The organism is Emcibacter nanhaiensis, from assembly GCF_006385175.1.
Taxonomy (GTDB): Bacteria; Pseudomonadota; Alphaproteobacteria; order Sphingomonadales; family Emcibacteraceae; genus Emcibacter; species Emcibacter nanhaiensis.
The window spans coordinates 59,220-85,972 of sequence record NZ_VFIY01000005.1; the positions used below are offsets into that span (position 1 = coordinate 59,220).

Below are 26,753 nucleotides of genomic sequence, written 5' to 3' on the forward strand. Positions count from 1 at the left end.
GAAATTTTTGATGTTCCAGTATGATGTGATTGTAATCGGTGGAGGACACGCCGGCTGTGAAGCAGCCGCGGCTTCGGCGCGCCTGGGTGCCCGGACGCTTCTGCTGACCCACAAGGTGGAAACCATCGGCGAAATGTCCTGTAACCCGGCCATCGGCGGTCTCGGCAAGGGGCATCTGGTGCGGGAAATCGACGCCCTGGACGGCCTGATGGGTCGGGTGGCTGACGCGGCCGGGATCCAGTTCCGCATGCTCAATCGCCGTAAAGGCCCGGCAGTACGGGGGCCGAGAACCCAGGCCGACCGCAAGCTGTACCGTGCGGCGATGCAGGACTTTGTCCTGGGTTATGAAAACCTCGATGTGAAAGCTTCCGCGGCGGAAGACCTGATCGTGGTCGAAGGCCCGGATGGTCGTCCGCTGGTGGAAGGAGTCATCACGGCGGAGGGCGAGGAGATTCGGGCCGGACGCGTGGTACTGACCACCGGGACCTTCCTGCGCGGTATGATCCATATCGGCGACCAACAGACTCCGGCCGGCCGGGTCGGCGAGGCGCCGTCATTGGGATTGTCCAAAACCCTGATGAAAATCGGCTTTGAACTGGGGCGCCTGAAAACCGGTACTCCGGCGCGGCTCAACGGCAAAACCATCGACTGGTCCGTCTGTGATGCGCAGAAGGGCGACGACCCGCAAATCCCCTTTTCGTTCCTGACCGACCGGATCACGGTGCCGCAGATCGACTGCTATATCACCAATACCACCGAGAAAACCCACCAGATTATCCGCGATAACCTGCATCGTTCCGCCATGTACAGCGGCAATATTGAAGGCACCGGCCCGCGTTACTGTCCGTCCATTGAAGACAAAATTGTCCGTTTTGCCGATAAAAGCTCGCACCAGATTTTCCTCGAGCCCGAGGGACTGGATGATGACACGGTCTATCCCAACGGTATTTCCACCTCCCTGCCGGTGGACGTGCAGGACGCCTATATAAGAAGTATCCCGGGTCTGGAACATGTGGAAATCCTCCAGCCCGGCTATGCCATCGAATATGATTTCGTCGATCCGCGGGAGCTTCTGGCGACGCTGGAAACCAAGAAAGCCGCCGGCCTTTATTTCGCAGGCCAGATCAACGGCACCACCGGCTATGAAGAAGCGGCGGCGCAGGGCCTGATGGCCGGAATCAATGCGGCGCTGGCGGCCGGCAATTCACATGAATTCTATCTCGACCGCGCCGACGCTTATATCGGGGTGATGATTGACGACCTGGTTACCAAGGGCACCCGGGAACCCTACCGCATGTTCACCTCGCGCGCCGAATATCGCCTCAAGCTCCGGGCGGACAATGCCGACCAGCGCCTGACCCCGCTTGGGGAAGAGATCGGGGTGATTTCCTCGGACCGGTCTAGGGCTTTTGCCGAAAAAGCTGAAACTCTGGCCAAATACCGCAATCTGGCGGCGGAATTGAAGATTACCCCCAATGAAGCGGAGAAATACGGCCTGAAAATCAACAAGGACGGGGTGGCCCGCTCGGCCATGACGTTACTGTCCTATCCCGATATTGATTTGCCGAAACTGGCCGCTATCTGGCCGGAACTGGGGAACATTTCCCCGGAAATCGCCGAACAGCTGGAAATCGATGCCACCTACAGCGGTTATCTGGAGCGCCAGGAGGCGGATATCCTCGCTTTCCGCAAGGATGAAAACCTGCTGCTGCCGCTGGATCTGGATTACCAGAAAATCGACGGCCTTTCCAACGAGATCCGGGAAAAGCTGAAACAGGCCAAACCGGCGACACTGGGTGCCGCAGGCCGAATCTCCGGTGTGACTCCGGCGGCGCTGACCACCCTGTTGCGTTTTGTGAAAAGAAAAGACAACAGGGCCTCGGCATAACATGAGATTTGGGCCGGACGACTTTTTCCACGAGATTAATGTTCCACGTGAAACCCGGGAAAAGCTGGAGATATATGCGGATCTGCTGGAAAAATGGCAGAAACGCATCAATCTGGTCAGCCCGACAACCATCAGCGACAAATGGTGGCGCCATTTCTATGATTCCGCCCAGGTCATGGAGCTTTTGCCGAAAGAACGGCTGGGAACCCTGAAAATCCTCGATATCGGCAGCGGCGCCGGCTTTCCGGGGCTGGTGTTGTCCGTTATGGGGGCTGGGGAAGTCCATCTGGTGGAAAGCAACAATAAAAAATGCACCTTCATGAACCAGGTGATCAGGGAGACCGGGGCGCCGGCGACGGTACATTGCAAACGGATTGAGGAACTTACCCCCTTTTCGGTCGATTTTGTCACCTCCCGGGCTTTGGCCACCATCGATAAACTGCTACAGTTGCTGAGCGGTTTTATTACGGAGGAGACCGTCTGCCTGTTTCCCAAGGGGAAGACCTGGCAGGAGGAACTGGCGGAAGCGGAAAAAAACTGGCAGTTTCACGTGGAAAAATACACAAGCAAAACTGAAGAATCGGGTATGATCCTGAAACTAGGCAGAATAAGGCCTCGCGGCTGATTAGAGAGCAGGAATAAAAATAAATGTCCACAAACTTATCCACAGACCGGAAAAAGCCTGAAATTATTGCCATCGCCAACCAGAAGGGCGGGGTGGGAAAAACCACCACCACCATCAACCTGGGCACGGCCCTGGCGGCGGCCCGGAAAAATGTTCTGATTGTGGATCTGGATCCCCAGGGCAACGCCAGCACCGGCGTCGGCCGCGAGCGCGATAACCGGGACATCACCAGCTACGACGTGATGATGGAGGAAGCAACTCTGTCCGATGCCATCGAGAAAACCGATATCCCGCGGCTGTTTCTGGTATCGTCCACCATTGACCTGACCGGGGCGGAACTGGAGCTGGTGGACCAGGCGCAGCGCACCTTCCGGCTGAGAAATGCCTTCAAGGACCCGGCAGTCGAGCAATTTGACTATATTCTGATTGATTGCCCGCCGTCGCTCAATCTGCTGACCCTGAATGCCCTGTCGGCAGCGGATTCCGTGATTGTGCCGCTGCAATGCGAGTTTTTCGCCCTCGAAGGGCTAAGCCTGCTGCTCCGGACCATTGAAACCGTCCAGGCCAACTTTAATCCGAAGCTGAAAATCGAGGGCATTGTCCTGACCATGTATGACGGACGTAATAACCTGTCCGGCCAGGTGGCGCAGGATGTGCGCAGCTATCTGGGCGACAAGGTGTTCAAGACGGTGATTCCCCGGAACGTACGGATTTCCGAAGCGCCGTCGCACGGCAAGCCGGCGCTGCTCTATGATCATAAATGCACCGGCAGCCAGGCTTATATCCGGCTTGCGACCGAGCTTCTCCGGCGTGAGAAAAACTTCCGTGCCGCATAAATAACATAATAATATCAAAGACTTAAGTGATATGACCAAAGAAGAAAAAGTAAAAGCAAAAAGCCAGAAAGGGCTGGGCAAAGGCCTTTCCGCCCTTCTGGGGTCCACCGACCGGGAATATGCCGCCGTTGAAAAGGGAGAGAGTGCGCCGGCCCGGCCGGACCGGGAGCTGCCGATTGAGTTCCTGAAAGCCAATGCCTATCAGCCGCGCAAGTATTTTGACGAGGAAAAGGCCCGGGATCTGGTGGAGTCGATCCGCGAAAAGGGGATCCTGCAGCCGATCCTCGTGCGTCCCAAAGGGGCTGAGGCCTATGAAATCATCGCCGGGGAGCGGCGCTGGCGCGCCGCCCAGGCCGCCGGCCTGCACAAGGTGCCGGTCATTGTCCGCGAGCTGACCGACGGCGAAGCGCTGGAAATCGCCATTATTGAAAACGTCCAGCGCCACGACCTGACCCCGATCGAGGAAGCGCTGGGGTATCAGCGGCTGATCGATGAATTCGGCCATACCCAGGAGAAACTGGGCAAGATCGTCGGAAAAAGCCGCAGTCATATCGCCAATATCCTGCGCCTGCTGGCCCTGCCGAAAAAAGTCCAGGATATGCTGATGGATGGATTGCTGAGCATGGGCCATGCCCGCGCCCTGATTACGGCAGAAAATCCGGAAAAGCTGGCGGCCCGCATTATCGAGGAAGGTCTCAGTGTGCGCCAGGCCGAGAAAATCGCCAAGGAAGCCAAGGGTCCCAAACAACCGCTGGAGACCAAATCGGCTGTTTCGCCCGGCGCAAAGGACGCGGATACCCTGGCGCTGGAGAATGATCTCAGTGAGTCGCTCGGCCTCAGGGTGCAGATTGATTTCCAGGACAACAAGGGGGGCGAGGTGCGAATCCGCTATAAAACCCTGGAACAGCTGGATGATATCTGCCAGAGACTGTCCGGAAACGAGGAATTCTGAACCCATTTGCGGTTAAATTTCCCGATATTTCGGAATAACTTAATAAAACAGACCAAATTGGTCCGATTTCCATTGACTTTCCCGTCCAGGATCGCCATTTAAAAGATACCAAATTGGTATGGATTGGTGGTAAAAGCCCGGTGTTTTCGAGACGCCGGAGCTTTGTGATGGGAAAATAACATGATCAAACTCTCTAACCTGGCGGATTACGCTGTGGTTTTGATGAGCCATATTGCGCTGAGGCCTGACCATGTGCATCCGGCAACGGAAATTGCCGGGAATACGGGTATTCCGGCGCCGACGGTGAGCAAGATCCTCGGCATGCTGGTCAGGGCCGACCTGCTCACCTCGCACCGCGGGCTGAACGGCGGTTTCAGCCTCAAGAGCGATGCGGACGAGATTACCATCGCCAACATTATTGAGGCTGTGGACGGCCCGGTGCAATTAACCAACTGCCTGGATGTGGCAGATGACGGCTGTGACTTTCAGGCCTCCTGCGGCACCCGCGGTCAATGGCACCGGATCAACCAGGCGGTGAAAGCGGCGCTGAGCAGCGTCCGGCTGTCTGAAATGGTTTCCCCCATACCGGATTTTATCGGCAGCGACCGGGAGGACCGGCCTGCTGCAAAGACTGTGAATTAAAGCCGGAGTTATTGAATGGCTGCAACGGAAGAAGCCCGTAAAACGGTCGAAGAAGTATCGGGCGACTATAAATACGGATTTTACACGGATATTGAATCGGTCAAGGCGGAAAAGGGCCTGAACGAGGACATCATCCGGTTTATCTCCGCCAAGAAACAGGAGCCGGAGTGGCTGCTGGACTGGCGGCTGAAGGCCTTTGCCATGTGGCAGAAAATGGAAGAGCCGGACTGGGCCCTGGTGGACTATCCGGAAATCGACTTCCAGGACATCTATTATTATTCTGCCCCGAAATCCCAGGATGACCGGCCGAAAAGCCTGGAGGAAGTGGATCCGGAGCTGCTGCGGACCTACGAAAAACTGGGAATTTCCCTGAAAGAACAAGAGGTTCTGGCCGGGGTTGCGGTCGATGTGGTGTTCGACAGTGTGTCGGTGGCGACCACTTTCCGGGAAAAGCTCAAGGAAGCCGGGGTGATTTTCTGCTCCATTTCCGAAGCGGCCCGCGATTATCCGGAGCTGATGAAAAAATATCTCGGCACCGTGGTGCCGGTGCATGACAATTTCTATGCCACGCTTAACAGCGCGGTCTTTTCCGACGGCACCTTTGTGTATATTCCCAAGGGCGTGCGCTGCCCCATGGAGCTCAGCACCTATTTCCGGATCAACGAAGCCAATACCGGCCAGTTTGAACGGACCCTGATCATTGCCGATGAAGGCTCTTATGTCTCCTACCTCGAGGGCTGTACCGCGCCGATGCGCGATGAAAACCAGCTTCATGCCGCGGTGGTGGAGCTGATTGCCCTGGATGATGCGGAAATCAAATATTCCACCGTGCAGAACTGGTATCCCGGCGACAAGGACGGCAAGGGCGGCATTTATAATTTTGTCACCAAGCGCGGCGCCTGCCGCGGCAAGAATTCCAAAATCAGCTGGACCCAGGTGGAAACCGGTTCGGCGGTGACCTGGAAATATCCGAGCTGTATCCTGCAGGGCGATAATTCGGTCGGTGAATTCTATTCGGTGGCGATCACCAACCACCACCAGCAGGCCGACACCGGCACCAAGATGATCCATATCGGCAAAAACACCAAAAGCACCATCATTTCCAAGGGCATCTCCGCCGGCCAGGCGCAACAGACCTACCGCGGCCTGGTGCGGGTGATGGGTACGGCAGAAAATGCCCGCAATTTCACCCAGTGCGACAGCCTGCTGATCGGCGACCGCTGCGGCGCTCATACGGTGCCCTATATCGAGGCGCAGAACCCGACCGCCCAGCTGGAACATGAGGCCACCACCTCGAAAATCAGTGACGACCAGATGTTCTACTGCCAGCAGCGCGGTCTTGACCCCGAGGAATCTGTGGCCCTGATCGTCAACGGCTTCTGCAAGGATGTGATGCAGCAGCTGCCCATGGAATTTGCCGTGGAGGCGCAGAAGCTGCTGGGCATCAGCCTTGAAGGCAGTGTTGGCTAAGACAATTATTAAAGAAAAAGACCCAGGAAAATGCTCGAAATCAAGAATTTACATGTAAAAGTCGGGGACAAGGAAATCCTCAAAGGCGTCGATCTCAACATCGGTGACGGTGAAGTGCACGCGATTATGGGCCCGAACGGCGCCGGGAAAAGCACCCTGAGCTATGCCCTGGCCGGACGCGACGGCTATGAGATTACTGACGGCGAAGTGCTGTTCCGCGGCAAAAACCTGCTCGACCTCGACGCCCACGAGCGCGCCGGCGAAGGCATGTTCCTCGGGTTCCAGTATCCGGTGGAAATCCCCGGCGTGTCCAACATGAATTTCCTGAAGACGGCGGTCAACAGCCTGCGCAAATACCGCGGCGAGGAAGACATGCCGGCGGTGGAGCTGCTGAAACTGGTGCGGGAAAAGGCCAAGGAACTGGATCTTGATCCGGAAATGCTGAAACGTCCGGTTAATGTCGGCTTTTCCGGTGGCGAGAAAAAACGCAATGAAATGGTGCAGATGGCGGTGCTGGATCCGGTGTTCGCCCTGCTCGATGAAACCGACAGCGGTCTCGATATCGACGCGCTGCGGGTGGTGTCCGAAGGCATCAACCGGCTGCGCAGTCCGGAAAAATCCATCTTGCTGATCACCCATTACCAGCGGCTGCTGGATTATGTGGTGCCGGATTTTGTTCATGTGCTGGCTGATGGCCGGATCGTCAAGTCCGGCGGCAAGGAACTGGCGCTGGTGCTGGAAAAAGAAGGATATGCCGGGATCGGCATCGAGGATACGGCGGCCTGAGACAGATTATGACTTTAAAACGCTATATCGACAGTCCGGCGGTGGCCGGGGATTTCGAAGACGTCAGGGACAAACTGCCGGGGCCGGTGGTTCTTGCCGACGCGCGTCAGTCTGCATACGACAGCTTCCGTGCCGCCGGCCTGCCCGGGCCCAAGGTGGAAGAATGGAAATACAGCAATCTGACCAAACTGGCGGCGGGAACCTTCTCTGTGGCGGAAAGAACCGACGGCGCCGGGGCGGAAGCGGCCCGCTTTTCCTCGGCCGCCCGGCTGGTGTTTGTCAATGGTTTCTTCTCCGCGGTTCGTTCAAACCTGGCCGATATCACGGGTCTGACTCTTACTCCTCTGAGCAAGGCAACCCAGGATCAACTTGCCCAGTTTGCCAGTCTCGACGATGAAGACAGCCTGTCAGCCCTGAACAAGGCCATGTTTACCGATGGCTTTCTGCTCGACGTGGCGGACGGGGTAGAAATTCCAGGGGCGATCGAGATCGTTTATCTGGCTGAAGAGCATGCCGATCGCAAGGCACTGCGCACCAGGAACCTGATCACTCTCGGTGAAGGAGCCAGCCTGGAACTGATCGAAAGTTTCAGGGGCTCTGACGGTCAGGCCTATTGGACGCAGAATATTTCCCATATCCGGCTGGCGCAGAAGGCCGCTCTGCACAGCTACACGCTGCAGCAGGAAGGTGACAAGGCGGTGCATATGAACCGCAAGACCGTGCATTTGGCGGACGCGGCCTCGTTTGAGAACCACAGTCTGCAGCTGGGCAGTGAAATGAGCCGCACGGAAATTTTCCCAGTGCTTAACGGCGAAGAGGCCGGCGTCACCCTGAAAGGCGCTTACCTCGCCCGCAACGGCCAGTCGCAGGATATTTTCACCCGCATGGATCACGCCAAGGGCCATTGCCAGAGTGAGCAGGTATTCCGCGGCGTGCTTGACAAGGGCGGCAAAACCGCCTTCCAGGGCAAGGTCATTGTCGAACAGGATGCCCAGAAAACCAATGCCGACCAGTCCTGCAAGAATTTGCTGCTGGACCGCCAGGCCCAGGCCAACGCCAAGCCGGAATTGCTGATTTTCGCCGATGACGTGAAATGTTCCCATGGGGCGACGGTCGGCGAGCTGGATGAGATGGCGCTGTTTTATCTGGAAAGCCGCGGTCTTTCTCCGGCAGAAGCCCGCGCCATGCTGGTGCAGGCGTTCCTCGCCGAGGTGTTTGAGGAACTGGACAATGAAGAATTGCGCGAGGCCTTCCAGTCCCGGATCCGGGACTGGCTCGCAGCAAGCGGGGTGAACTCATGACGTCACATAATCCCAAGGCACTGAAATCAAACTATAATATCGAGGAGATCCGCCGCGATTTCCCGATTTTCGAGCAGCAGATCCACGGCAAACCGCTGACCTTCCTCGACAGCGGCGCCAGCGCCCAGAAACCGCGCCAGGTGATCGAGCGACTCAGTCATTATTATTCCTGTGAATATTCCAATATTCACCGTGGGGTTTATTATCTGTCCCAGCTTGGCACCCAGCTCTATGAAGAGGCGCGCGGCCGGCTGAAGAATTTCATCAATGCTCCCGACGACAAGGAAATCATTTTTGTCCGCGGTGCCACCGAAGCCATCAACCTGGTGGCCGCGACCTGGGGCCGGCAGAACCTGGGCCCCGGTGACGAGATCATCCTCAGCCGCATGGAGCATCACAGCAACATCGTGCCCTGGCAGATGGTACGGGATGAAAAGGACTTTGTCATTCAGGTGGCGCCGATCGACGACAAGGGCAATTTCCTGTTTGACGAATATGAGAAATTGTTGTCTGAGAAGACTAAACTGGTGGCCATCACCCATATCTCCAACAGCCTCGGCACCATCACCCCGATCAAGGAGATCATCAGGGCCGCGCACAAGGTCGGCGCGCTGGTGCTGGTGGACGGCTGCCAGGCGATTCCCCATACCCGGGTCGACGTGCAGGATCTGGATGCGGATTTTTATGCCTTTTCCGGCCACAAGATGTATGGTCCGACCGGGGTCGGTGTGCTGTGGGGCCGCAAGGAGCTGCTGGACGCTATGCCCCCCTACCAGGGCGGCGGCGACATGATCCGCAGCGTGACTTTTGAAAAAACCACCTATAACGACCTGCCGCACAAGTTCGAAGCCGGCACCCCGCATATCGCCGGCGGCATCGGCCTGGGCGCGGCGGTGGACTATATGGAAAACCTCGGCTTCGACCTGATCGAGGACCATGAACAAAAACTGCTGGCCTATGCCAGGGAGCGTCTCGCCGAGGTCAAGGGCCTGCGGCTGGTGGGGCAGGCGGATCATATGGCAGGCATATTGTCCTTCACCATGGAAAACGCCCACCCCCATGATATCGGCACCATCCTGGATCAGGAAGGAATCGCTATTCGCGCCGGGCATCATTGCGCCCAGCCGGTGATGGACTTTTTTGATGTGCCGGCTACGGCCCGGGCCTCGCTCGGCCTGTATAATACATTTGAAGATATTGACCGGCTGGTGGCCGGTCTCGACAAAGTGAACCGGATATTCGGCTAAATACTCAGGGTAACTAACAAGATGAGCTTTCTGGACGGATTTTATAATCGCGACGACAAGGACAAGGATCCTCAAAAGGAAAAGGACGTTAAGGCAACTTCCGGCGGCCCGGCGATCAGCGAGGAAGAACGGCGCGCGCTGAACCAGAAGATTGTCGAGGTGCTGCGGGAAATCTATGATCCGGAGATCCCGGTCAATATTTACGAGATGGGCCTGATCTATGATGTGGTCATTTCCGACACCGCCGATGTCACCATCGTCATGACCCTGACCACCCCCCATTGTCCGGTGGCGGAAAGCATGCCCGGGGAGATCGAGCTCAAGGTCCGCGATGTGGACGGTGTCGGCACTGTGAGTGTGGAGCTGGTGTGGGATCCGCCGTGGGACATGAGCATGATGAGCGAAGCCGCCCGCCTCGAGATGGGATTTATGTAGGAGAAGATGATGTCAGCAGAAGCCGTATTGCAAATTTCCGATGCCGCTGCGGACCGGATCAAATTCCTGCTCGCGCAGCGCGGCAAGCCGTCCCTCGGCGTGCGCCTCGGCACCACCACCAAGGGCTGTAACGGCCTCAGTTACAAGGTGGATTATGTGGACGAGGAAACCCCCGGCGACGAGAAAGTGACCGACAAGGGGGTAACTGTCTATATCGACGGCATGTCCATGATTTACCTGATCGGCAGCACCATGGACTACAAAGAAGACAAGTTCCAGACCGGTTTTGTCTTTGAAAATCCCAATGCTACCGGCACCTGCGGCTGCGGCGAAAGCTTCAGCGTTTAGAGTCTAGAGCGCCTCGATCCGGGCCTGCAAATCTTCCAGCAGTTCCGGCACTTCGCTGAGGTGCTGCTTTTCCGTTTCGAGAATGGCGAGGAAGGCCCGTTTTTTAAGGGCTTTCACATCGATCCGCTCGTCCAGATGTTCGAGAGAGGCCTGGTTGGCAAGGATGTCGATCAGCCGTTCGGCGCCGTTGAGCCGGCCCCACAGATAGTCATTCTCCCGGTCGGCGCGGCTGAAAAAGGCGCCGAAGGAGCGCATGGCCGTCCCGCGCAAAGGCATTTCATTCTGGTCCTTTTTCAGCACCGAGCCGTCGTTGGGGCTGATCCGGTTGACCAGGATTTCATTGAATTCCCCCAAGTCCTTGGCGCCCATGACGGAAAAGGTGATCACATCCCAGAAGGCGAAGCCCAGATAGGACACGGTCAGCTCATGGCCGACGGTTTCCTGCCAGGACAGGTTGTTCTGCTCGGCGATCAGGCCGTCCGCCACGGCCCGGAATTTATCCAGGTTGAGGTCCTGGGCCAGCATATCGAGGGCGATCGATAATTCCTTCTTGCCGGCGGCAAGGGAACAGCTATTGGTCTCGCTGCTGGGATCGTCGTCAAAAGGTTCCTTGAGGAGCCGGCAAAAGATTTCCCGGATAATGTTACGGGTGGGGTCGGAAACAAACCCGATATCCTCCAGCGTGTCCAGCTTCTGCAGGACCTTGTAGAAATCGCCTTTGAGCCGGTCCAGCGCCTGCACGTCCAGCTCATGTTCGCCGTATAGTTTGTTCAGTTCCTGGATCATGAACTGCAGCCGCCGGCGATGGTAATTGACATCGAAATTGACCAGGAAGCGGGCCCAGGCCGGAAGTTCCGCGTCCTCCTTGTGGCGATCGAACAGGTCGCCGACCCAGTCCAGCAGCTTGCCGCGAGCGCTGGCTTCCTTGAGCAGGTGGCCATACAGCCCGGTGAAACTTACCTCGTCCTGATAGGCCCAGCACTGCAGGATGGAAAAGACCTGCCGGCGTTTTGCGCTGCCGGGGGGGCAGTCGCAGATGTCGCCGATAATGCGGGTCAGGCGGGTCAGGCAGTTTCTCACCTTGAGGCGGGCATAGCCTTCATAGGAAAAGCCGGCATCGTCAACCGAGCGGGCGTTGGCCAGGTTGCGCCAGCAACGGATGTCGTCGGCGGTCACTTCGCCGTTCATATCGTCGGCGGAAATCTCCTTTACCAGCGCTTCCACATTGGGCTTGATGCTGTCGACCACGGTCTTGATGATGCGCACCTGCTGGTTCAGGGCCTGCACTTCCATCAGGTCGTCATGCATGGGCTGGTTCATGGGAATGTCCGACAGCGCGCCCTTGATGGTATTGAGCAGGCTGGGCGGGGCGCCGGTCGGCTTGATGGACAGTTCTTCCGGATTGGGGTCGATATAGACAATACGCCGGTCCACCTTGCGAAAGGCCGGCCGGCCGTGGATGGCGGAGATCACCTGGTCGAACGGTTTGTTGTTCAGGATGCTGCCGTCCAGGAAGGAGGTCTTGTGCGGGTCCAGTCCGGCCAGGCGGTAATCCCTGAAATTTCGGTCCAGGAAATTCTCCTTTTCCGCCCAGTCCTGTCCCAGATCCTTAAGAAAATGATCCACCTCCCTGAGCTGTGCCGGCGGAAACGCCCCGGGGTAACAGGCGGTGGCCCGGGAGGCGAAACTCAGCGCCGGCAGGTCCTTTTTTTCAAAGTCACTGAAGCTGTCCTCGGGCACGGAGGTGAAAAGTCCCTTGAAGTAAGAGAATTTCAGCCGGTGGCGATGTTCGCGTTCCTCGATAATCGGCGGATCATTGATGGGGATATAGCGCCGGAAGCCGTGATAATCGGTCAGGGTGACGAACAGGTCGAGCTGGTGGCCCCGGGGCAGCAGGGAATGGCGGCTGCCGTCACCCATGCGGTCGAGACCGCGGTAAATCAGGCCCAGCAGGTGCTTGCCGTCAAAGGGCGGCTTCAGGTTCCAGATATTGAGCAGCGCCGGCAGTTTCTCCCGCACTTTTTCCTTGAGCTGCACATCGACCAGGAAACGGTTGCTGAACATGTTGATCAGTGGTTTGGTGAACAATTTTTCCAGCCGGCCGGGTGGCTTCTTTTCCCCCACCAGGCGGCTGACGTCCGCTTCATCAAGCCAGTGATCACGCAAATGGTCCATATTCAGGTCATGGGCCAGGCAGCGGCCGAGAAAGATGCTGTTCATGCCGCCGGCGGAGGCCCCGGCGATGGTATCGACAATCACCCGCAGCTCCAGGTCCGGGGCGAATGACTTGAGAATATCGAAATAGACCAGCTCCGTGTCGGTCAGGTCAGTGACATTCTCGTTGGGATAGATGTAGCGCTGCTTGCTTTCCGCACTGGGGTCGGGGCTGAAATGAAAGGCCTTTGACGCCCGGGCCAGCTTGAGGATTTCCTTGGTCACGCCATGGATATAGATGGCCAGAGAGATGCCGCCGAAGCAGACCAGGGCGAATCTGAGTTCCTTTTCCCGCATGAAGACCCGTGAGCTTGTTGTTCTGCCGGACAGTTTAGCTCATATGTTTTTTAAATCAAATCTTTAGGGCAGATGAACCGTTCCAGCCGCGCGGTCTTGCGATCGACGTCTTTCCAGTCCGTGCACTTGAAATCAAGCACGGTCAGGGCGCCGGTGGGATATTTTTCGATCAGGCGCCGGTGGTCCTCCCGGTTTTTGCCGTCGTTGAGGTCGTGGGCCAGCAGGTTGATAGTGGGATTATGGCCGATCAGCAGAAGGGTGTCATATTTGCTGTCCAGATCCCGGATGATGTCCAGCACCATGCTCGGCTGGGCCATATAGAGATTATCGGGAAAGGAAACCGGCACCTTTTGTTCGAAGTGTTGAACCAGGTTCTTGTGGGTCTGCCGGGTGCGCACTGCCGGTGAACACAGGATGAAATCCGGGGTCAGACCCTGCTCCTGCAAATAGCGCCCCATCAAATGGGAAGCCATCACGCCACGATCATTCAGCGGGCGCTCGATATCCTTGAGCCCGGGATCGTCATGGCTTGATTTGGCATGGCGCAGCAGCAGAAGTCTTTTCATTTTATTGTCCTCTCTTTCAAAAAGGGGAGAGACACTTACAACAGCTTTAGGGTTTGTTGATTTCAACCATATGACAACTATGTTGTATATTTAAAATATCATAGTTGTTTTGCACAACTTTAAAAATCAGAAGCGATGCCGTTGTTCTCCCAGTCGCCATAGCGCACCGGGTCCGGCCCGTCCCGGCCACCGATCTCCTTTGCCGGGGCTTCAGGGGCGGTTTTTTCTGTTTCTTCCTTGTCGACGGTATTTTTCGTCTCGTTTTTTGTATCGTCCATCGGTCAAACCCTTGTGGAAATAAACACCTGTTTCCATATTAGATAGGTACTCTTACGGAAGCCGCAAGGGGCCGGATCTTTGCGGCGCTGGTATCAGAAAACTTATGAGGAGAACAATGGGCTATATCAGAACGGCAATATTGCTGGCCGGCATGACCGGTCTGTTTCTGGCGGTCGGTTACCTGCTGGGCGATACCGGCGGTCTGGTCATCGCCTTTATGATTGCCCTGGCCATGAATGCTTTCGCCTACTGGAACAGCGACAAGATGGTACTCGGCATGTATGGTGCCCGGGAAGTGGACCGGCACAGCGCCCCGGAACTCCATAATATCGTCGAGGGCCTGGCCCGGCGCGCCGGCCTGCCCATGCCCCGGGTTTACCTGATGGACAATGACCAGCCCAATGCCTTTGCCACCGGCCGCAACCCGGAACATGCCGCAGTGGCGGCGACCACCGGTCTGCTGCGCATTCTCAACCGCGAAGAAGTGACCGGTGTGATCGCTCATGAGCTGGCCCATGTGAAAAACCGCGATACCCTGACCATGACCATCACCGCGACGCTGGCCGGGGCCATCGGCATGCTGGCCAATTTTGCCCTGTTTTTCGGCCGCGGCCGCGACAATCCGCTGGGCTTTATCGGCACCCTGCTGGTGATGATTCTGGCACCGCTGGCGGCCATGCTGGTGCAGATGGCCATCAGCCGCTCGCGGGAATATGAAGCGGATCGCATCGGCGCCGAAATCTGCGGTCAGCCCTTGTGGCTCGCCTCGGCGCTGGGCAAGCTGCAAAGCGCCAGCGAACGGATCGTCAATGAGGAGGCCGAACATAACCCGGCCACCGCCCATCTGTTTATCGTCAATCCGCTGCACGGCCGGAATATGGACAATCTCTTTTCCACCCATCCCAATATGGAGAACCGGATCCGCAGACTGGAAGACATGTCTGCCGGTGGTGGCGGTCGCGGCCCCATCGACTATGACCGTCCGCGCAGCCAGCCAAAAAGTCATTCGTCAACCCGCCCCGGGACATCTTCGGTACCCAATGCGGGACGCAGACCGGGCGGCCCTTCCGGTCGCCGCGGCCCGTGGGGCTGACATAAAGGCTTGGCAATATCCCGGCCCTGTGTTACTGCCAGCTTTCAAAGCACAGCATTTAGGAAGGCGAAAAGAGAGTGGCACAGGACCTGGAAAGTCGTTTGGCGGCACTTTATCTGTTGGAACAGATTCTCGACCGGGGCCAGGCCCTGGACGGGGCCTTTGAAAACTGTTGCCGCAAATTCTCTGCCCTCGATCAGCGCGACCGCGCCTTTGTCCGTCACCTGGTGACCACCTGCCTCAGGCGCCTCGGCCAGCTCAACGCCATGATCAATTTTTGTACGCCCCGCAACCTGACCCCGAAACAGGCCAGGGTGCGGCATATTCTGCAGCTCGGCCTGACCCAGCTTCTTTATATGGAGGTGCCCGCCCATGCGGCGGTGGACTCCAGTGTCCGCCTTGCGGATTCCCAGAAAAATCCCGGTGACCGGCAGTTGAAGGGCCTGGTCAACGCGATCCTGCGCCGTATCGACCGGGAGCGCGACGTCTTTGACGAGAAATTTTCCGACCTGTTCCTCAATGTGCCGAAATGGTTGCGCAACAGCTGGCTGGAGCGCTTCGGCAAAGGCCCGGCCCGGCGCATCATGCCGGTGCTGCTGGAGGAGCCGCCGCTCGATCTGACCCTGAAACCCGGGGAAAATCCGGAAGCCTGGGCGGAAAAGCTCGGCGGCGAAGTGACCCCCTTCACAGGCGTTCGACTCAAACGAGCCGGTCAGGTGGAAAAGTTATCCGGCTATGACGAGGGCGCCTGGTGGGTGCAGGACCTGGCGGCGCGGCTGCCGGCGGAACTGCTCGGCGCACATGCCGGGGACCGGGTGCTGGATCTCTGTGCGGCGCCCGGCGGCAAGGCGGTGCAGAGCGCGGCCAAAGGCTGTAAAGTGACGGCGGTGGATATTTCTGAAAAACGCCTGAGCCGGCTGCGCGACAATATGACGCGCCTCAATCTCGAGGTCGCGGTGGCGGTCTCCGATGCGGCGGAATACCGGCCGGACGAGCCCTTTCCCTATATTCTGCTCGATGCGCCCTGTTCCTCGAGCGGCACGCTCCGGCGCCATCCGGACATGGCCTGGACAAAGTCACCGGCGGATATCGACAGTCTGGCCGAGATTCAGCGCAGGATTCTCCGTTCGGCGGTCGACATGCTCGCCCCGGGCGGCACATTGATCTATTGTGTCTGTTCCATGGAGGCGGCGGAGGGGCCGGAGCAGATAAGGGCTTTACTGGCGGACGACCTGCCGCTAAACAGGGACAGGATCAGGCCGGAAGAACTGCCCGGGCTTGAGCAAAGCATCGGGCCGGACGGCGATGTCCAGACGCTGCCCTGGCACACTCCCGGCGGGATGGACGGATTTTATATCTGCAGACTTAAGAAAGACAGGTGAACCATGCAACAGGCCACAAAAATTGCTCCTTCCATTCTGTCAGCGGATTTTGCTGCGCTTGGCGCCGAAGTGGCGGCGGTGGATGCGGCCGGGGCCGACTATATCCATGTGGATGTGATGGACGGCCATTTCGTACCCAACATCACCATCGGCTCGTCCGTGGTCAAGGCCCTGCGGCCGCACAGCAACAAAATCTTTGACGTGCACCTGATGATTTCCCCGGTTGACCTGTTTATCGAGGATTTCGCCAATGCCGGCGCCGATATCATCACCATTCACCCGGAAGCCGGTCCCCATTTCCATCGCACCCTGCAGCTGATCAGGTCGCTGGGTAAAAAAGCGGGTATCTCCCTCAATCCGGGCACGCCGCTGGAATATGTGGAGAATGTCATGGACCTGGTGGACCTGGTGCTGGTGATGAGTGTCAACCCGGGCTTCGGCGGCCAGAAATTCATCGAGACCCAGCTTGATAAAATCTCCCGCCTGCGCGAGATGATCGATGCCAGCGGGCGCCAGATCGACCTGCAAGTGGACGGCGGCATCAATCTGGAAACCGCGCCCCGGGCCGTTGCCGCCGGGGCGGACGTGCTGGTGGCCGGCACGGCCACTTTCACCGGCGGCCCGGCAAAATATGCGGAAAATATCCGAGCCCTGCGCGGCGAATAAGCGTCATTAAATTCCCTGTTATCTTTCCGGGCTCCTGTGATATGCTCCCGGACAGCCAAAGATTCCCGCAGAGATTCCCGGAGTATTGAAATTCATGGCAGAGCTGCGCCGACCATCCGTGCGACCCTTTTCCGCGAAAATGCCGGCCCGATTCAAGTCTGCTGTCCGCCAGGCGGGACAGAAAACCCGATATTACGATATGCGCCTCAAGGGCAAGCACCCTTTGCGGCTGCTGGGCACGCCCAGGGATCCCTGGCAGGGCACCGTGGCCGGCGGCGCCCATATCCTGGCGCGGCGGTTTTATTGCGCCGGCCAGGTGCTGCGCAACCCGACCCATGAAAACGGGGAATGGACACCGGCGGAAATCTGGTCGGCAGACAAGCTGTCCGACCAGTGGCGGGATTACCTGCAGAGCTTTGCCTGGCTTCGGGACCTGAACCGGGCGGTGGACCGGCTGGCCGCCCGCGCCCGGGCCGAGGAACTGGTCAGCGGCTGGCTGGACCAGTTTGAAAACTGGAATGAATATGCCTGGCGGCCGGACCTCGCCGGCCGGCGGATCATCAACTGGCTGGCCTATGCGCCCCTGATCATGGACACCGACGATCTGGTCTATCGCAGCCGGGTGCTCAACGGCCTCGCCCGGCAGGCCCGGCACCTGATGCATGAAAGTTCCGATTTTCCCCCGGGGCCGGACCGGTTGCTGGCCATTTCCGGTCTGATTCAGGCGGGGCTTTATATTCCCCATGGCGAAGACTGGCTGAAGCGGGGAATCTCGCTGCTGAAACGGGAACTCGCGGACGAAGTTTATCCCGACGGCGGTGTGGCGAGCCGCAATCCGGAAGATGTGCTGCGGCTGCTCAAGGACCTGATCATGCTGCGCTCCGCCTGCCGCGGCATGGGCCATAAAATTCCCGAAGAACTGATTGCCGCCATGGACCGGCTGGCGGGCCTGTTGCGCCTGCTGTGCCACGGCGACGGGCGGCTGGCCCTGTTCAATGGCGCCAGCGAAGGGTCGGAAGAAGACATCCGCCAGACCCTGGAAATGGCCGGGGTGGGGCGGGACATGCAGCTGGATGCGCTGCAGGCCGGATTCCGCCGGCTGCAGAAAGGGGGCACCGCCCTGGTTGTCGACAGCGGTCCGCCGGCCCTGCCCGATATCAGCCGCAACTGTCACGCCGGGACGCTGTCTTTTGAACTCAGCAGCCACAACCAGCGCATCATCGTCAATTGCGGCAGTGGCGCCTTTTATCCGCGAGAAGACGGCACGGATCTGTTCACCATCTCCCGCATTACTGCGGCCCACAGCACCCTGGTGCTGAACAACCGCAACAGCAGCGAAATCCTGGAAAACGGCCTGATCGGCGCCGGCCCGACGGTGGTGTCCAGCCGCCGGATCGAGGAGCGCGGCGACGTGCTGCTGGAATGTAGCCACAACGGTTATGAAGACCGGTTCGGGCGCAAACACTGGCGGCTGATCTATATGAACCGGGAAGGCGATGATGTGCGTGGCGAGGATATCCTCGAAGCGACATCGTCCAGAGTGGAAAGCCTGCCGTTCGATATCCGCTTTCACCTGCATCCCGATGTGGCGGCGAGCCTGCTGGAAGGGCGCAACAAGATCAAATTGCGCCTGCCCAGTGACGAGGTCTGGATGTTCATGTCCTCCGGCGCGGAAATGTCCCTTGAAGAAAGCCTCTACCTCGGGGCGCCCGGCCGCCTGCAGCGCAGCCGCCAGATTGTCCTGTCCAATATGGCCGGCAGCGGCGATACAACCGTGAAATGGGCTGTAAAACGAATAATAGACGCCTGACGGGGCACTGATTGGCGCTTCGGGGCAATTAGGCCTTGCGTCAGACACGGTGATTCAGTACATGCCCTGACAGAGCAAGAAAGAAAAAGGAAAGATTTATGAGCGACACGTCTCTGCAGCCCATCAAGAGGGCTCTCCTGTCCGTCTCCGACAAAAGCGGCCTGGTTGAATTCGGCAAATTCCTGGAAAGCCAGGGGGTGGAAATCCTCTCCACCGGCGGATCCGCCAAAATGCTGGCCGGGGCCGGCGTGGCGGTGACGGAAGTGGCCAGTTATACCGGCTTCCCGGAAATGATGGACGGCCGGGTCAAAACCCTGCATCCGAAAATCCACGGCGGACTGCTGGCGCTCCGGGATGACGAGGGACATGTGGCGTCCATGAAAGAACATGATATCGGCGCCATCGACCTTTTGGTGGTCAACCTTTATCCGTTCGAGGAAACCGTGGAAAAAGGCGCCGACTTCGCCACCTGTATCGAAAATATCGATATCGGCGGCCCGGCCATGATCCGCTCCTCCGCCAAAAACCACAAGTTCGTCACCGTGGTGGTCGAAGCCGAGGACTATGACGCAGTCATGACATCCATGCAGGAAAATAACGGCGCTACCACCGGCGACCTGCGTAAAAACCTGGCGGCCAAGGCCTTTGCCCGCACCGGCGCCTATGATGCAGCCATTTCCAGCTGGTTTGCGTCCGAGCTGGGGGAAACCTATCCCCAGCGCCTGAACCTGACCGCGACCCTGAAGCAGACCCTGCGCTACGGCGAAAATCCGCACCAGGATGCGGCCTTCTATGTGACCCGTTCCGCCACACCGCGCCCGGGCATTGCCACGGCGGTGCAGGTGCAGGGCAAGGAACTGAGCTACAACAACCTCAATGACACCGATGCCGCCTTCGAACTGGTCAGCGAATTTGCCGCTGCCGAAAGCCCGGCGGTGGCCATCATCAAACATGCCAACCCCTGCGGCGTGGCCCGGGGGGAAAGCCTGATTGATGCCTATAACAAGGCGCTGCGCTGCGATCCGGTCAGCGCCTTCGGCGGCATCATCGCCCTGAACCAGCGTCTGGACGCGGCCACGGCCGAGGAAATTTCCCAGATTTTCACCGAGGTGGTGATTGCGCCGGAAGCTGACGAAGACGCCGTCGCCCTGCTGGGCGCCAAGAAAAACCTGCGCCTGCTGCTGACCGGCGGCATGGCCGACCCACGCGAAGCCGGCCAGATCATCAAATCCGTGGCCGGCGGCTACCTGCTGCAGGGCCGGGACAACGGCAAGGTGACCATGGATGACCTGAAAGTGGTGACCAAACGCGAGCCCAGCGAGCAGGAACTGAAAGACCTGCTGTTTGCCTTCACCGTTTGCAAGCATGTGAAGTCCAACGCCATCATCTATGTGAAGGATGAAGCGACCGTGGGGATCGGCGCCGGTCAGATGAGCCGGGTCGACAGCGCCCGCACCGCGGCCCGCAAGTCGCAGGATGCGTCCGAAGCGGCGGGATATGACACGGTGATGACCGAGGGCTCCGTGGTCGCCTCCGACGCCTTCTTCCCCTTCGCCGACGGCCTGATCAGTGCCGCCGAAGCCGGGGTCACGGCGGTGATCCAGCCGGGCGGGTCGATCCGCGATGATGAAGTGATTGCCGCTGCTGACGAGCGCGGTCTGGCCATGGTGTTCACCGGCATGCGCCACTTCCGCCACTGAGACAAGAAGTTTTACCAGACAACAAAAAAGGCCGCCTCACCGGGCGGCCTTTTCTTTGCGTTATTGTCGATCAGCTCACCACATTCCGGATCTGCCGGGCGGCAAACCCCAGTTTGGTGACATTGATATGGCCGGCCAGCTGGAACTCCCGGATCAGTTTCTGGATCCGGGCGGTGGAGGCTTCGGAGTCCGCCAGCCATTCCTTGGCCGCCGCCAGCGAGGAGCGGTTCTTGCTTTCATGCAGGGTGCGCCGGGTCAGCAGCTTCTGCTGGTCGAGCAGGTCGCTGACCACGCTTTTCACCGCCAGGCGGTCCCAGTGGTCGGCGGTTTCCGCCATTTCCGCCTGGTCGCGCAGCCAGTCAAAGCCCATCTCGTCGCCGAGCATGAAATAGGCCTTGGCCACATCGACCACATCCCGTTTCTGTTCTTCGGCGACCTGGACAATGTCGCAGGCGGCCACTTTCATTTCCAGGTTGCTGATGTCGGTGGCCAGGTCCTCGCTGACGCTTTGTTCGCAATACATGGCGATTTTGGCCTTGAGGCTTTCCTCATGGGTGGTCTGCACCACAATCGGCATGTCGAACAGCTTTTTGATGCCCGGCTTATACTGCTCGATAATGGACCGGATCGGCTGCTTGGGATCGGTGTTGTTCAGGAACCAGATGGTCTGACGGCGGGCGAATTCCTCCACATCCATCAGCAGCAGGATCTGGATCGTGGCCGGGACTATATAATCCAGTTCCTCGATTTTTTTCCACAGGACATCGAGGTCAAAGACTTCCCGGCTGATGATGCTGGCCCGGGCGATTTCCCATGGCGCCGCACCGGTCTCTTCCTTGAGGTCGTGAATGCCGCCGCGGTTAACGATGTCGTTGCACAGCACCTTGGCGATAATTTCCCGCCGCAGCCGGTGATTCCTGGCCGCTTCCGGATATTTTTTGCTCAGGCGCTCGGGGAAGGATTCCGCCAGATATTTTTCCAGGTACGGGTCGTCCAGCAGGTCGCTGGCCAGCAACTCGTCATAGAGCCACATCTTGGCATAGGCGACCAGTACGGAAATTTCCGGCCGGGTCAGGCCCTGGTCCTTTTCGCCCCGCTCGATCAGTTCGTCATCGCCGGGCAGGAATTCCAGTTCCCGGTCGAGATGGGCTTCTTTTTCCAGATCATCCATATAGCGGACAAAGCTGTCCAGTTCGCGGATGCTGGCGGCCCGGGCGACGCTGATGGCCTGGGTCTGGAGATAGTTGTCCCGCAGAACTATCTCCGCCACATCATCGGTCATATCCTCCAGCAGCCTGTCGCGCTGTTTGCGGGTCAGGTGGCCGTCGGATACCAGGCTGTTGAGCAGGATCTTGATGTTGACTTCATTGTCGGAACAGTCGACGCCGGCGGAGTTGTCCACTGCGTCGGTGTTGAGCATGCCGCCCCGGAGCGCGAATTCAATGCGGCCGAGCTGGGTGCAGCCCAGGTTGCCGCCTTCGCCGATCACCTTGCAGTTGAGGTCGTGGCCGTTGACGCGGATGGCGTCATTGCCGCGGTCGCCGACCTGGCCGTTGCTTTCATGGCTGGATTTCACATAGGTGCCGATGCCGCCGAACCACAACAGGTCCACATGGGATTTGAGGATAAAGCGGATCAGCTCATTGGGCGTGACGTTGGCCTGGTCGGCCGGAATGTCGAGAAGTTTGGCGATTTCCTTGCTGACGGCAATGGATTTGGCCCGCCGGCTGAACACGCCGCCGCCCTTTGAAATCAGCTTTTTGTCATAGTCCTGCCAGCTGGAGCGCGGCAGGTCGAACAGGCGCCGGCGTTCGGCAAAGCTTTTGGCCGGGTCGGGAGCCGGGTCGATGAAAATATCCCGGTGGTCGAAGGCGGCGACCAGCTTGATGGCTTCCGACAGCAGCATGCCGTTGCCGAACACGTCGCCGGACATGTCGCCGATCCCGGCCACGGTGATGGAATCACTCTGCACATTGATGCCTTTTTCCCGGAAATGGCGCTGCACCGACACCCAGCCGCCGCGGGCGGTGATGCCCATCTTCTTGTGGTCATAGCCCTGGGAGCCGCCCGAGGCGAAGGCGTCGTCAAGCCAGAAGCCATAGTCCTGGGCCAGGCCGTTGGCAATGTCGGAGAAAGTGGCCGTGCCCTTGTCGGCGGCGACCACCAGATAGGGATCATCGCTGTCGCGCCGGATCACCTGCTGCGGCGGGATCACATCGGTGTCCCGCAGGTTGTCGGTCACATCCAGCAGGCCGGAGATAAAGGTCTTGTAGCAGGCGATGCCTTCTTCGAGGATTTCCTCGCGGCTGCCGCCTTCGGGCAGCATCTTGGGCACAAAGCCGCCTTTGGCGCCGACCGGCACGATGACGGTGTTCTTCACCTGCTGGGCCTTGACCAGGCCCAGCACTTCGGTGCGGTAATCCTCGCGCCGGTCTGACCAGCGCAGGCCGCCGCGGGCAACCGGCCCGAAGCGGAGATGCACGCCTTCCACCCGGGGCGAATAGACGAAAATCTCGGCGAAGGGCTTCGGTTTCGGCGCTTCACGCACCTCCTGGCTTTTGATCTTGATGGCGACATAGGGTTTATGCTGGTCGTCTTCATCCATTTGGTAGAAATTGGTGCGCAGGGTGCTGCCGATCACATTAAGGTAGCTGCGCAGCATGCGGTCCTGGTCGAGGATATCCACTTTTTCCAGCAGTTCCCGGACCTGGCCGGTCAGCCGCTCGCGCTCGGCTTCGCGGTCCACGTCCGCTCCCAGGTCGGTGCGGAAACTGACCTCGAAAAGTTGAGCCAAACAACCGGCAATTTCCGCATGCTGGGTCAGGGTGTCCTGCATGTAGCGCTGGCTGTAGGACATGGAAAGTTGTCTCAGGTATTTGCTGTAGGTGCGCAGGACCAGCACCTGGCGCCAGTTGAGGCCGGCCCGCAGCACCAGTTTGTTGAAGCCGTCATTGTCGATGCGGCCGAGCCAGACCATGCGCAGGGTGGCTTCCATGCGGTCCTTGATTTCCGACAGATCTCGCCACTGCCGGTTCACATCCTCCAGGAAGAAATCATGGATCACATGCAGGACATTCTCGTCCTTGTCCCGCACCTTCAGGTCAAAGGCCATTTCCTCGATCACCCTAAGACCCATATTTTCCAGCATGGGCAGGCAGTCGCTCAGGGCGATGGTCTGGTGACTGGTGTAGATTTTCAGCCGGATGATATGGTCCGGATCCTCGGCGATGCGGAACAGGTTGAACTGGATATTGTCGCACTCGGGCAACAGCTCCAGTTTTTCCACATCGGTGACGGCGAAACGGGGGTCGAAGCTTTCCCGATAGGCGGAGTTGAAGGCTTTGCTGTATTTGTTGAACAGCTGGTTGCCCTTTTCCTCGCCCCAGTGGTCGGTCAGCACTTCCTGCAGATAATCGTTCCAGCGCTGGGCCACTTCCTCGATCCGCCGGTTGATATCTTCCGGATCCGGGTTGGGCACATTTCCGGCCTTGGTACGGATGATGAAATGCCAGCGGGCGGTGCGGTCATTGCTGAGCTGGGCATAACGGGAAGACAATTCGCCGTTATAAGCGTCACAGAGAATGGCTTCGATTTTGCCGCGCAGGGTGGAATCGTAAATTTCCCGCGGTACAAACACCAGGGCCGAGACATAGCGCTCAAACTTGTCCTTGCGGATGAAGGCGCGGCATTTGGGGCGGACATGCAGGTGCAGGATGCCCATGGCGGTTTCAAACAGCTGGTCTTCGTCAATCTGGAACAATTCATCCCGGGGCAGGGTTTCCAGGATATGCAGCATGCTGCGCGCGTTATGGCTGCCTTCCTTGAAGCCGGAGCGGTTGATGATATTTTCCACCTTGCGGCCCAGGTAAGGGACGGAACGGGCCCGCTCCATGTAGGAATCGGACGTGAACAGGCCGACAAAACGGGCTTCCCGCACCACCTTGCCGCTTTTGTCATATTTCTTGAAGCCGATATAGTCCAGGTGAACCACCCGGTGGACCAGGGATTTCACATTGGCCTTGGTGATCAGGATCGGTTCGGGCTGGGTCATGAAATGGGCGATTTCCGGATTGACCGGCACCAGGCCTTCGGGACCGCGCAGGACGTACACTCCAGGATCGCGCAGGATGCCGAGGCCCGGTTCCTTGTCCGGATCCGATTTCTTGCCGCTGTGGTCATATTCCCGGTAACCGAGGAAGGTGAAATTGTCGTTGATCAGCCAGCGCATGAAATTCTGCGCTTCCGTGACTTCGCTGCGGGGCACCGACTTGGGCGTCTGGTCCAGGTTGCCGATCATTTCTTCCATTTTGGCGACGATCGGTTTCCAGTCGGCCACGGCGGTGGTCACGAAGGTCATGACCTGATGCAGCTTTTCTTCCAGCGCCTTCAGCTGCGCGGGATCGGTCATGGCGGTGACTTCGATATGCATGAAGGATTCGGCGACCTGCTTGCCGCCTTTTGCCACCCGCTTGTGGTCCGTGTCGCGCCGGTTCTTCAGGATCGGATGCAACAGCATATGCAGGTCGCAGCCTTCCTCCAGTAAATTGAAGGTGACGGAATCCAGCAGGAACGGCATGTCGTCGTTGATGATCTGCACCACGGTGTGCGAGGACTGCCAGCCATGTTCCTCAAGGGTGGTGTTAAAGACCCTGAGCTTGGTTTTGCCCGGCTCCCGGTCTTCGCCGAATTTCCACAGCGACAGGGCGATGCCGTAGAGTTCGTCAACCGGCCGGTTGATCAGGTCGTCGGGGGAGGCGTTTTCATAAAGTTGCCGGACGAATTCCGGAAAACCGGTTTCTTCGGCGTTTTTCATGCGATCCGTGGCAAAGCTGACGACGGAGTCGATACGATTGTCTTTTTGTGCCCAGCTGTTCACAATATCCCTCTTGATCTTACCGGGAATCGCCTACGTTTCGAGAATCCCTTGCGATCCCGTTGCGTGGTGAGGCCGGTGTTATTCTGAGAAAAGAAAAATCAGTGCTGGTCTTTTGCCACCCGTTTCAGAAGAGCCGCGAGTGTCCGCTCCTCCTCTTCACCGAGCAGTTTTATGATCTCCACAGACGTTCCTTTTCGTTTACCCAATATCAAACAAAAGTCTTCTTTGTCCGGATCTGCCTGATCTTCTTGCGGAATATTTTCCGTCAGGTCAAAGCCGGCTATTGTCGGCATGTTTTTAACTATTTTTTCCGCCTCTTCAAGCGAATTCTTTGTGGCGGCGGAGGGCAGTCCGGAAGCATGTTCCCGGCGCGCCCTGACGCATCCCTTGATGCCACCTTTGAAGCTTTCCAGAAAAGCCTCCAGGGTATTGCCGGTCTGGCCGTTTGTCAGGGCAAAGTCCAGCGCGGCGGCATATTCGGTGAGGCGGGTTTTGTCGTAATCCGCCCCGAAACAAAGTTTCAGCACTGGCGTGATCGGCGCCCGTTTCTGGACCTTCAGGCCCTCCTGCTGCAATAGCTGCTGATATTCCTGTGGCGCCTTGCCGGTGTCGATGTAAAAATCAAGGATGGCGGCAAGCGCCCGGTACAGGGATTTCCGGGACCGGCTGTCGGCGGCGGTCTCCCCCTGGGCCAGGCGGCGGCATTCCAGCATCTGCTGCTCCAGCGGCACCAGCGGCCTTTCCGCCGCCGGGGCGGGAATTTCTTCGCCGGCGGGCGCTTCGGGCATCACGGCTTCCCGTGGTGGCATATCCTTTTCCAGGATCCAGCGCACGGCGCCGAGGATGAAATTGATTTCCTCATTGTTGTCGCTGAAGGGCAGCAGGATGCCCCGGTACAGGGCCCGCTCTTTCTCTTTGTTGACAAACTCTGCTTCGAAGGAAATGGGGGCGCGGTTGGCAAAGACTTCCAGGTAATGGTCGGTAATGCGGCTGAGCATGGTCCGGCGCGGGATGTCGCTCAGGCATTTGCCGGTCAGGTCTTCCTCCAGGTCTTCCTTCAGGGCATGGCCGATGACCTGCAGGCTGGCTTCCTGGTCCTTGTCACGAAGGTCGATCAGGACCATCTGGTCCTTGTAGGGGGCGATGTCATCGGGCGACAGCTCGCGAAGCGACGGCATTTCCCGCTCTCCCGCCAGCTCGATCCAGTGATCATAAAGCTGAAAGGTGATGCGCCGTTCCTGTCCCGCCATATTTTCTGGGTCCATGATGGTCCACCGGTTTTCTGTCCGGCTCTCTGCGCCGGGCTGGGTCCTCTGTGCTGTTCATACTATATGTATGAG

The 26,753-nt window shown here is 58.4% G+C and carries 21 protein-coding genes; 16 read left to right on the forward strand and 5 right to left on the reverse strand.

Going from position 1 to position 26,753, the window contains the following annotated elements; genetic code table 11:
- The first annotated feature begins 10 nt into the window (after positions 1 to 10).
- The 11 genes from mnmG to FIV46_RS04295 all read left to right on the forward strand — a co-directional run bounded on the left by mnmG (position 11) and on the right by FIV46_RS04295 (position 10,530).
- Complete coding sequence (mnmG, locus tag FIV46_RS04245; protein ID WP_139938756.1) at positions 11 to 1,888, forward strand: tRNA uridine-5-carboxymethylaminomethyl(34) synthesis enzyme MnmG; 1,878 nt, start codon at positions 11 to 13, stop codon at positions 1,886 to 1,888.
- Position 1,889: 1 nt separating this feature from the next.
- Entirely contained in the window at positions 1,890 to 2,513 is a 624-nt protein-coding gene (rsmG, locus tag FIV46_RS04250; protein ID WP_139938758.1) for a 16S rRNA (guanine(527)-N(7))-methyltransferase RsmG, read from the forward strand.
- Between the two features lie 23 nt (positions 2,514 to 2,536).
- Positions 2,537 to 3,349, forward strand: coding sequence for a ParA family protein (locus FIV46_RS04255; protein WP_139938760.1), 813 nt, complete (start codon positions 2,537 to 2,539; stop codon positions 3,347 to 3,349).
- A 31-nt stretch (positions 3,350 to 3,380) separates the two neighbouring features.
- Positions 3,381 to 4,301: a ParB/RepB/Spo0J family partition protein gene (locus tag FIV46_RS04260; RefSeq protein ID WP_139938762.1), complete on the forward strand. Its 921-nt coding sequence runs from the start codon at positions 3,381 to 3,383 to the stop codon at positions 4,299 to 4,301.
- A gap of 180 nt (positions 4,302 to 4,481) precedes the next feature.
- Positions 4,482 to 4,943 carry an SUF system Fe-S cluster assembly regulator gene (locus FIV46_RS04265; RefSeq protein WP_139938764.1) on the forward strand — a complete coding sequence of 154 codons (462 nt, stop codon included), beginning with the start codon at positions 4,482 to 4,484 and terminating at the stop codon, positions 4,941 to 4,943.
- A gap of 15 nt (positions 4,944 to 4,958) precedes the next feature.
- Positions 4,959 to 6,413 (forward strand): Fe-S cluster assembly protein SufB, encoded by a 1,455-nt coding sequence (gene sufB, locus FIV46_RS04270; protein WP_139938766.1) that lies wholly within the window; start codon positions 4,959 to 4,961, stop codon positions 6,411 to 6,413.
- A 30-nt stretch (positions 6,414 to 6,443) separates the two neighbouring features.
- Positions 6,444 to 7,199: a Fe-S cluster assembly ATPase SufC gene (gene sufC, locus FIV46_RS04275; RefSeq protein ID WP_139938768.1), complete on the forward strand. Its 756-nt coding sequence runs from the start codon at positions 6,444 to 6,446 to the stop codon at positions 7,197 to 7,199.
- 8 nt (positions 7,200 to 7,207) lie between these two features.
- Positions 7,208 to 8,500: a Fe-S cluster assembly protein SufD gene (gene sufD, locus FIV46_RS04280; RefSeq protein ID WP_139938770.1), complete on the forward strand. Its 1,293-nt coding sequence runs from the start codon at positions 7,208 to 7,210 to the stop codon at positions 8,498 to 8,500.
- Positions 8,497 to 9,747 (forward strand): cysteine desulfurase, encoded by a 1,251-nt coding sequence (locus FIV46_RS04285; RefSeq protein ID WP_139938771.1) that lies wholly within the window; start codon positions 8,497 to 8,499, stop codon positions 9,745 to 9,747. Before sufD ends, FIV46_RS04285 begins: the two co-directional genes overlap by 4 nt.
- A 21-nt stretch (positions 9,748 to 9,768) precedes the next feature.
- A complete protein-coding gene (locus FIV46_RS04290) occupies positions 9,769 to 10,182 on the forward strand; it encodes an SUF system Fe-S cluster assembly protein (RefSeq protein ID WP_139938773.1) in 414 nt (137 codons plus the stop codon).
- Positions 10,183 to 10,191: 9 nt separating this feature from the next.
- Positions 10,192 to 10,530: a HesB/IscA family protein gene (locus FIV46_RS04295; RefSeq protein ID WP_139938775.1), complete on the forward strand. Its 339-nt coding sequence runs from the start codon at positions 10,192 to 10,194 to the stop codon at positions 10,528 to 10,530.
- Between the two features lie 3 nt (positions 10,531 to 10,533).
- Here FIV46_RS04295 and FIV46_RS04300 read toward each other — a convergent pair whose 3' ends face one another.
- The 3 genes from FIV46_RS04300 to FIV46_RS04310 all read right to left on the reverse strand — a co-directional run bounded on the left by FIV46_RS04300 (position 10,534) and on the right by FIV46_RS04310 (position 13,885).
- The gene (locus tag FIV46_RS04300) at positions 10,534 to 13,041 is read right to left on the reverse strand and encodes a patatin-like protein (RefSeq protein ID WP_139938777.1); all 2,508 of its coding nucleotides are present in this window, start codon (positions 13,039 to 13,041) and stop codon (positions 10,534 to 10,536) included.
- A gap of 50 nt (positions 13,042 to 13,091) precedes the next feature.
- Positions 13,092 to 13,607 carry a SixA phosphatase family protein gene (locus FIV46_RS04305; RefSeq protein WP_139938779.1) on the reverse strand — a complete coding sequence of 172 codons (516 nt, stop codon included), beginning with the start codon at positions 13,605 to 13,607 and terminating at the stop codon, positions 13,092 to 13,094.
- A 119-nt stretch (positions 13,608 to 13,726) separates the two neighbouring features.
- Positions 13,727 to 13,885 (reverse strand): DUF1674 domain-containing protein, encoded by a 159-nt coding sequence (locus tag FIV46_RS04310; protein WP_139938781.1) that lies wholly within the window; start codon positions 13,883 to 13,885, stop codon positions 13,727 to 13,729.
- Between the two features lie 116 nt (positions 13,886 to 14,001).
- On the opposite strand from FIV46_RS04310, the gene htpX reads away from it, so the two are divergent.
- From htpX to purH, 5 genes are all read left to right on the forward strand, one after another.
- The gene (htpX, locus tag FIV46_RS04315; RefSeq protein ID WP_139938783.1) at positions 14,002 to 14,979 is read left to right on the forward strand and encodes a zinc metalloprotease HtpX; all 978 of its coding nucleotides are present in this window, start codon (positions 14,002 to 14,004) and stop codon (positions 14,977 to 14,979) included.
- A gap of 77 nt (positions 14,980 to 15,056) precedes the next feature.
- On the forward strand, positions 15,057 to 16,361 hold the full coding sequence (rsmB, locus tag FIV46_RS04320) for a 16S rRNA (cytosine(967)-C(5))-methyltransferase RsmB (RefSeq protein WP_139938785.1): 1,305 nt from the start codon (positions 15,057 to 15,059) through the stop codon (positions 16,359 to 16,361).
- A gap of 3 nt (positions 16,362 to 16,364) precedes the next feature.
- Positions 16,365 to 17,027, forward strand: a complete 663-nt coding sequence (gene rpe, locus FIV46_RS04325; RefSeq protein WP_139938787.1) for a ribulose-phosphate 3-epimerase — start codon at positions 16,365 to 16,367, stop codon at positions 17,025 to 17,027.
- A gap of 94 nt (positions 17,028 to 17,121) precedes the next feature.
- The gene (locus FIV46_RS04330) at positions 17,122 to 18,837 is read left to right on the forward strand and encodes a heparinase II/III family protein (RefSeq protein ID WP_139938789.1); all 1,716 of its coding nucleotides are present in this window, start codon (positions 17,122 to 17,124) and stop codon (positions 18,835 to 18,837) included.
- A 98-nt stretch (positions 18,838 to 18,935) separates the two neighbouring features.
- Positions 18,936 to 20,537, forward strand: a complete 1,602-nt coding sequence (gene purH, locus FIV46_RS04335; protein WP_139938791.1) for a bifunctional phosphoribosylaminoimidazolecarboxamide formyltransferase/IMP cyclohydrolase — start codon at positions 18,936 to 18,938, stop codon at positions 20,535 to 20,537.
- Between the two features lie 70 nt (positions 20,538 to 20,607).
- On the opposite strand, the gene FIV46_RS04340 is transcribed toward purH, so the two are convergent.
- Both FIV46_RS04340 and FIV46_RS04345 read right to left on the reverse strand, forming a co-directional pair.
- Entirely contained in the window at positions 20,608 to 25,413 is a 4,806-nt protein-coding gene (locus tag FIV46_RS04340; protein ID WP_139938793.1) for an NAD-glutamate dehydrogenase, read from the reverse strand.
- A gap of 98 nt (positions 25,414 to 25,511) precedes the next feature.
- On the reverse strand, positions 25,512 to 26,678 hold the full coding sequence (locus FIV46_RS04345; protein WP_139938795.1) for a PAS domain-containing protein: 1,167 nt from the start codon (positions 26,676 to 26,678) through the stop codon (positions 25,512 to 25,514).
- Positions 26,679 to 26,753 lie beyond the last annotated feature (75 nt).

Coding starts and splice junctions, on each gene's coding strand:
- mnmG (WP_139938756.1), top strand. CDS start 11: ATGTTCCAGTATGATGTGATTGTAATCGGTGGAGGACACGCCGGCTGT.
- rsmG (WP_139938758.1), top strand. CDS start 1,890: ATGAGATTTGGGCCGGACGACTTTTTCCACGAGATTAATGTTCCACGT.
- FIV46_RS04255 (WP_139938760.1), top strand. CDS start 2,537: ATGTCCACAAACTTATCCACAGACCGGAAAAAGCCTGAAATTATTGCC.
- FIV46_RS04260 (WP_139938762.1), top strand. CDS start 3,381: ATGACCAAAGAAGAAAAAGTAAAAGCAAAAAGCCAGAAAGGGCTGGGC.
- FIV46_RS04265 (WP_139938764.1), top strand. CDS start 4,482: ATGATCAAACTCTCTAACCTGGCGGATTACGCTGTGGTTTTGATGAGC.
- sufB (WP_139938766.1), top strand. CDS start 4,959: ATGGCTGCAACGGAAGAAGCCCGTAAAACGGTCGAAGAAGTATCGGGC.
- sufC (WP_139938768.1), top strand. CDS start 6,444: ATGCTCGAAATCAAGAATTTACATGTAAAAGTCGGGGACAAGGAAATC.
- sufD (WP_139938770.1), top strand. CDS start 7,208: ATGACTTTAAAACGCTATATCGACAGTCCGGCGGTGGCCGGGGATTTC.
- FIV46_RS04285 (WP_139938771.1), top strand. CDS start 8,497: ATGACGTCACATAATCCCAAGGCACTGAAATCAAACTATAATATCGAG.
- FIV46_RS04290 (WP_139938773.1), top strand. CDS start 9,769: ATGAGCTTTCTGGACGGATTTTATAATCGCGACGACAAGGACAAGGAT.
- FIV46_RS04295 (WP_139938775.1), top strand. CDS start 10,192: ATGTCAGCAGAAGCCGTATTGCAAATTTCCGATGCCGCTGCGGACCGG.
- FIV46_RS04300 (WP_139938777.1), bottom strand. CDS start 13,041: ATGCGGGAAAAGGAACTCAGATTCGCCCTGGTCTGCTTCGGCGGCATC.
- FIV46_RS04305 (WP_139938779.1), bottom strand. CDS start 13,607: ATGAAAAGACTTCTGCTGCTGCGCCATGCCAAATCAAGCCATGACGAT.
- FIV46_RS04310 (WP_139938781.1), bottom strand. CDS start 13,885: ATGGACGATACAAAAAACGAGACGAAAAATACCGTCGACAAGGAAGAA.
- htpX (WP_139938783.1), top strand. CDS start 14,002: ATGGGCTATATCAGAACGGCAATATTGCTGGCCGGCATGACCGGTCTG.
- rpe (WP_139938787.1), top strand. CDS start 16,365: ATGCAACAGGCCACAAAAATTGCTCCTTCCATTCTGTCAGCGGATTTT.
- FIV46_RS04330 (WP_139938789.1), top strand. CDS start 17,122: ATGGCAGAGCTGCGCCGACCATCCGTGCGACCCTTTTCCGCGAAAATG.
- purH (WP_139938791.1), top strand. CDS start 18,936: ATGAGCGACACGTCTCTGCAGCCCATCAAGAGGGCTCTCCTGTCCGTC.
- FIV46_RS04345 (WP_139938795.1), bottom strand. CDS start 26,678: ATGGACCCAGAAAATATGGCGGGACAGGAACGGCGCATCACCTTTCAG.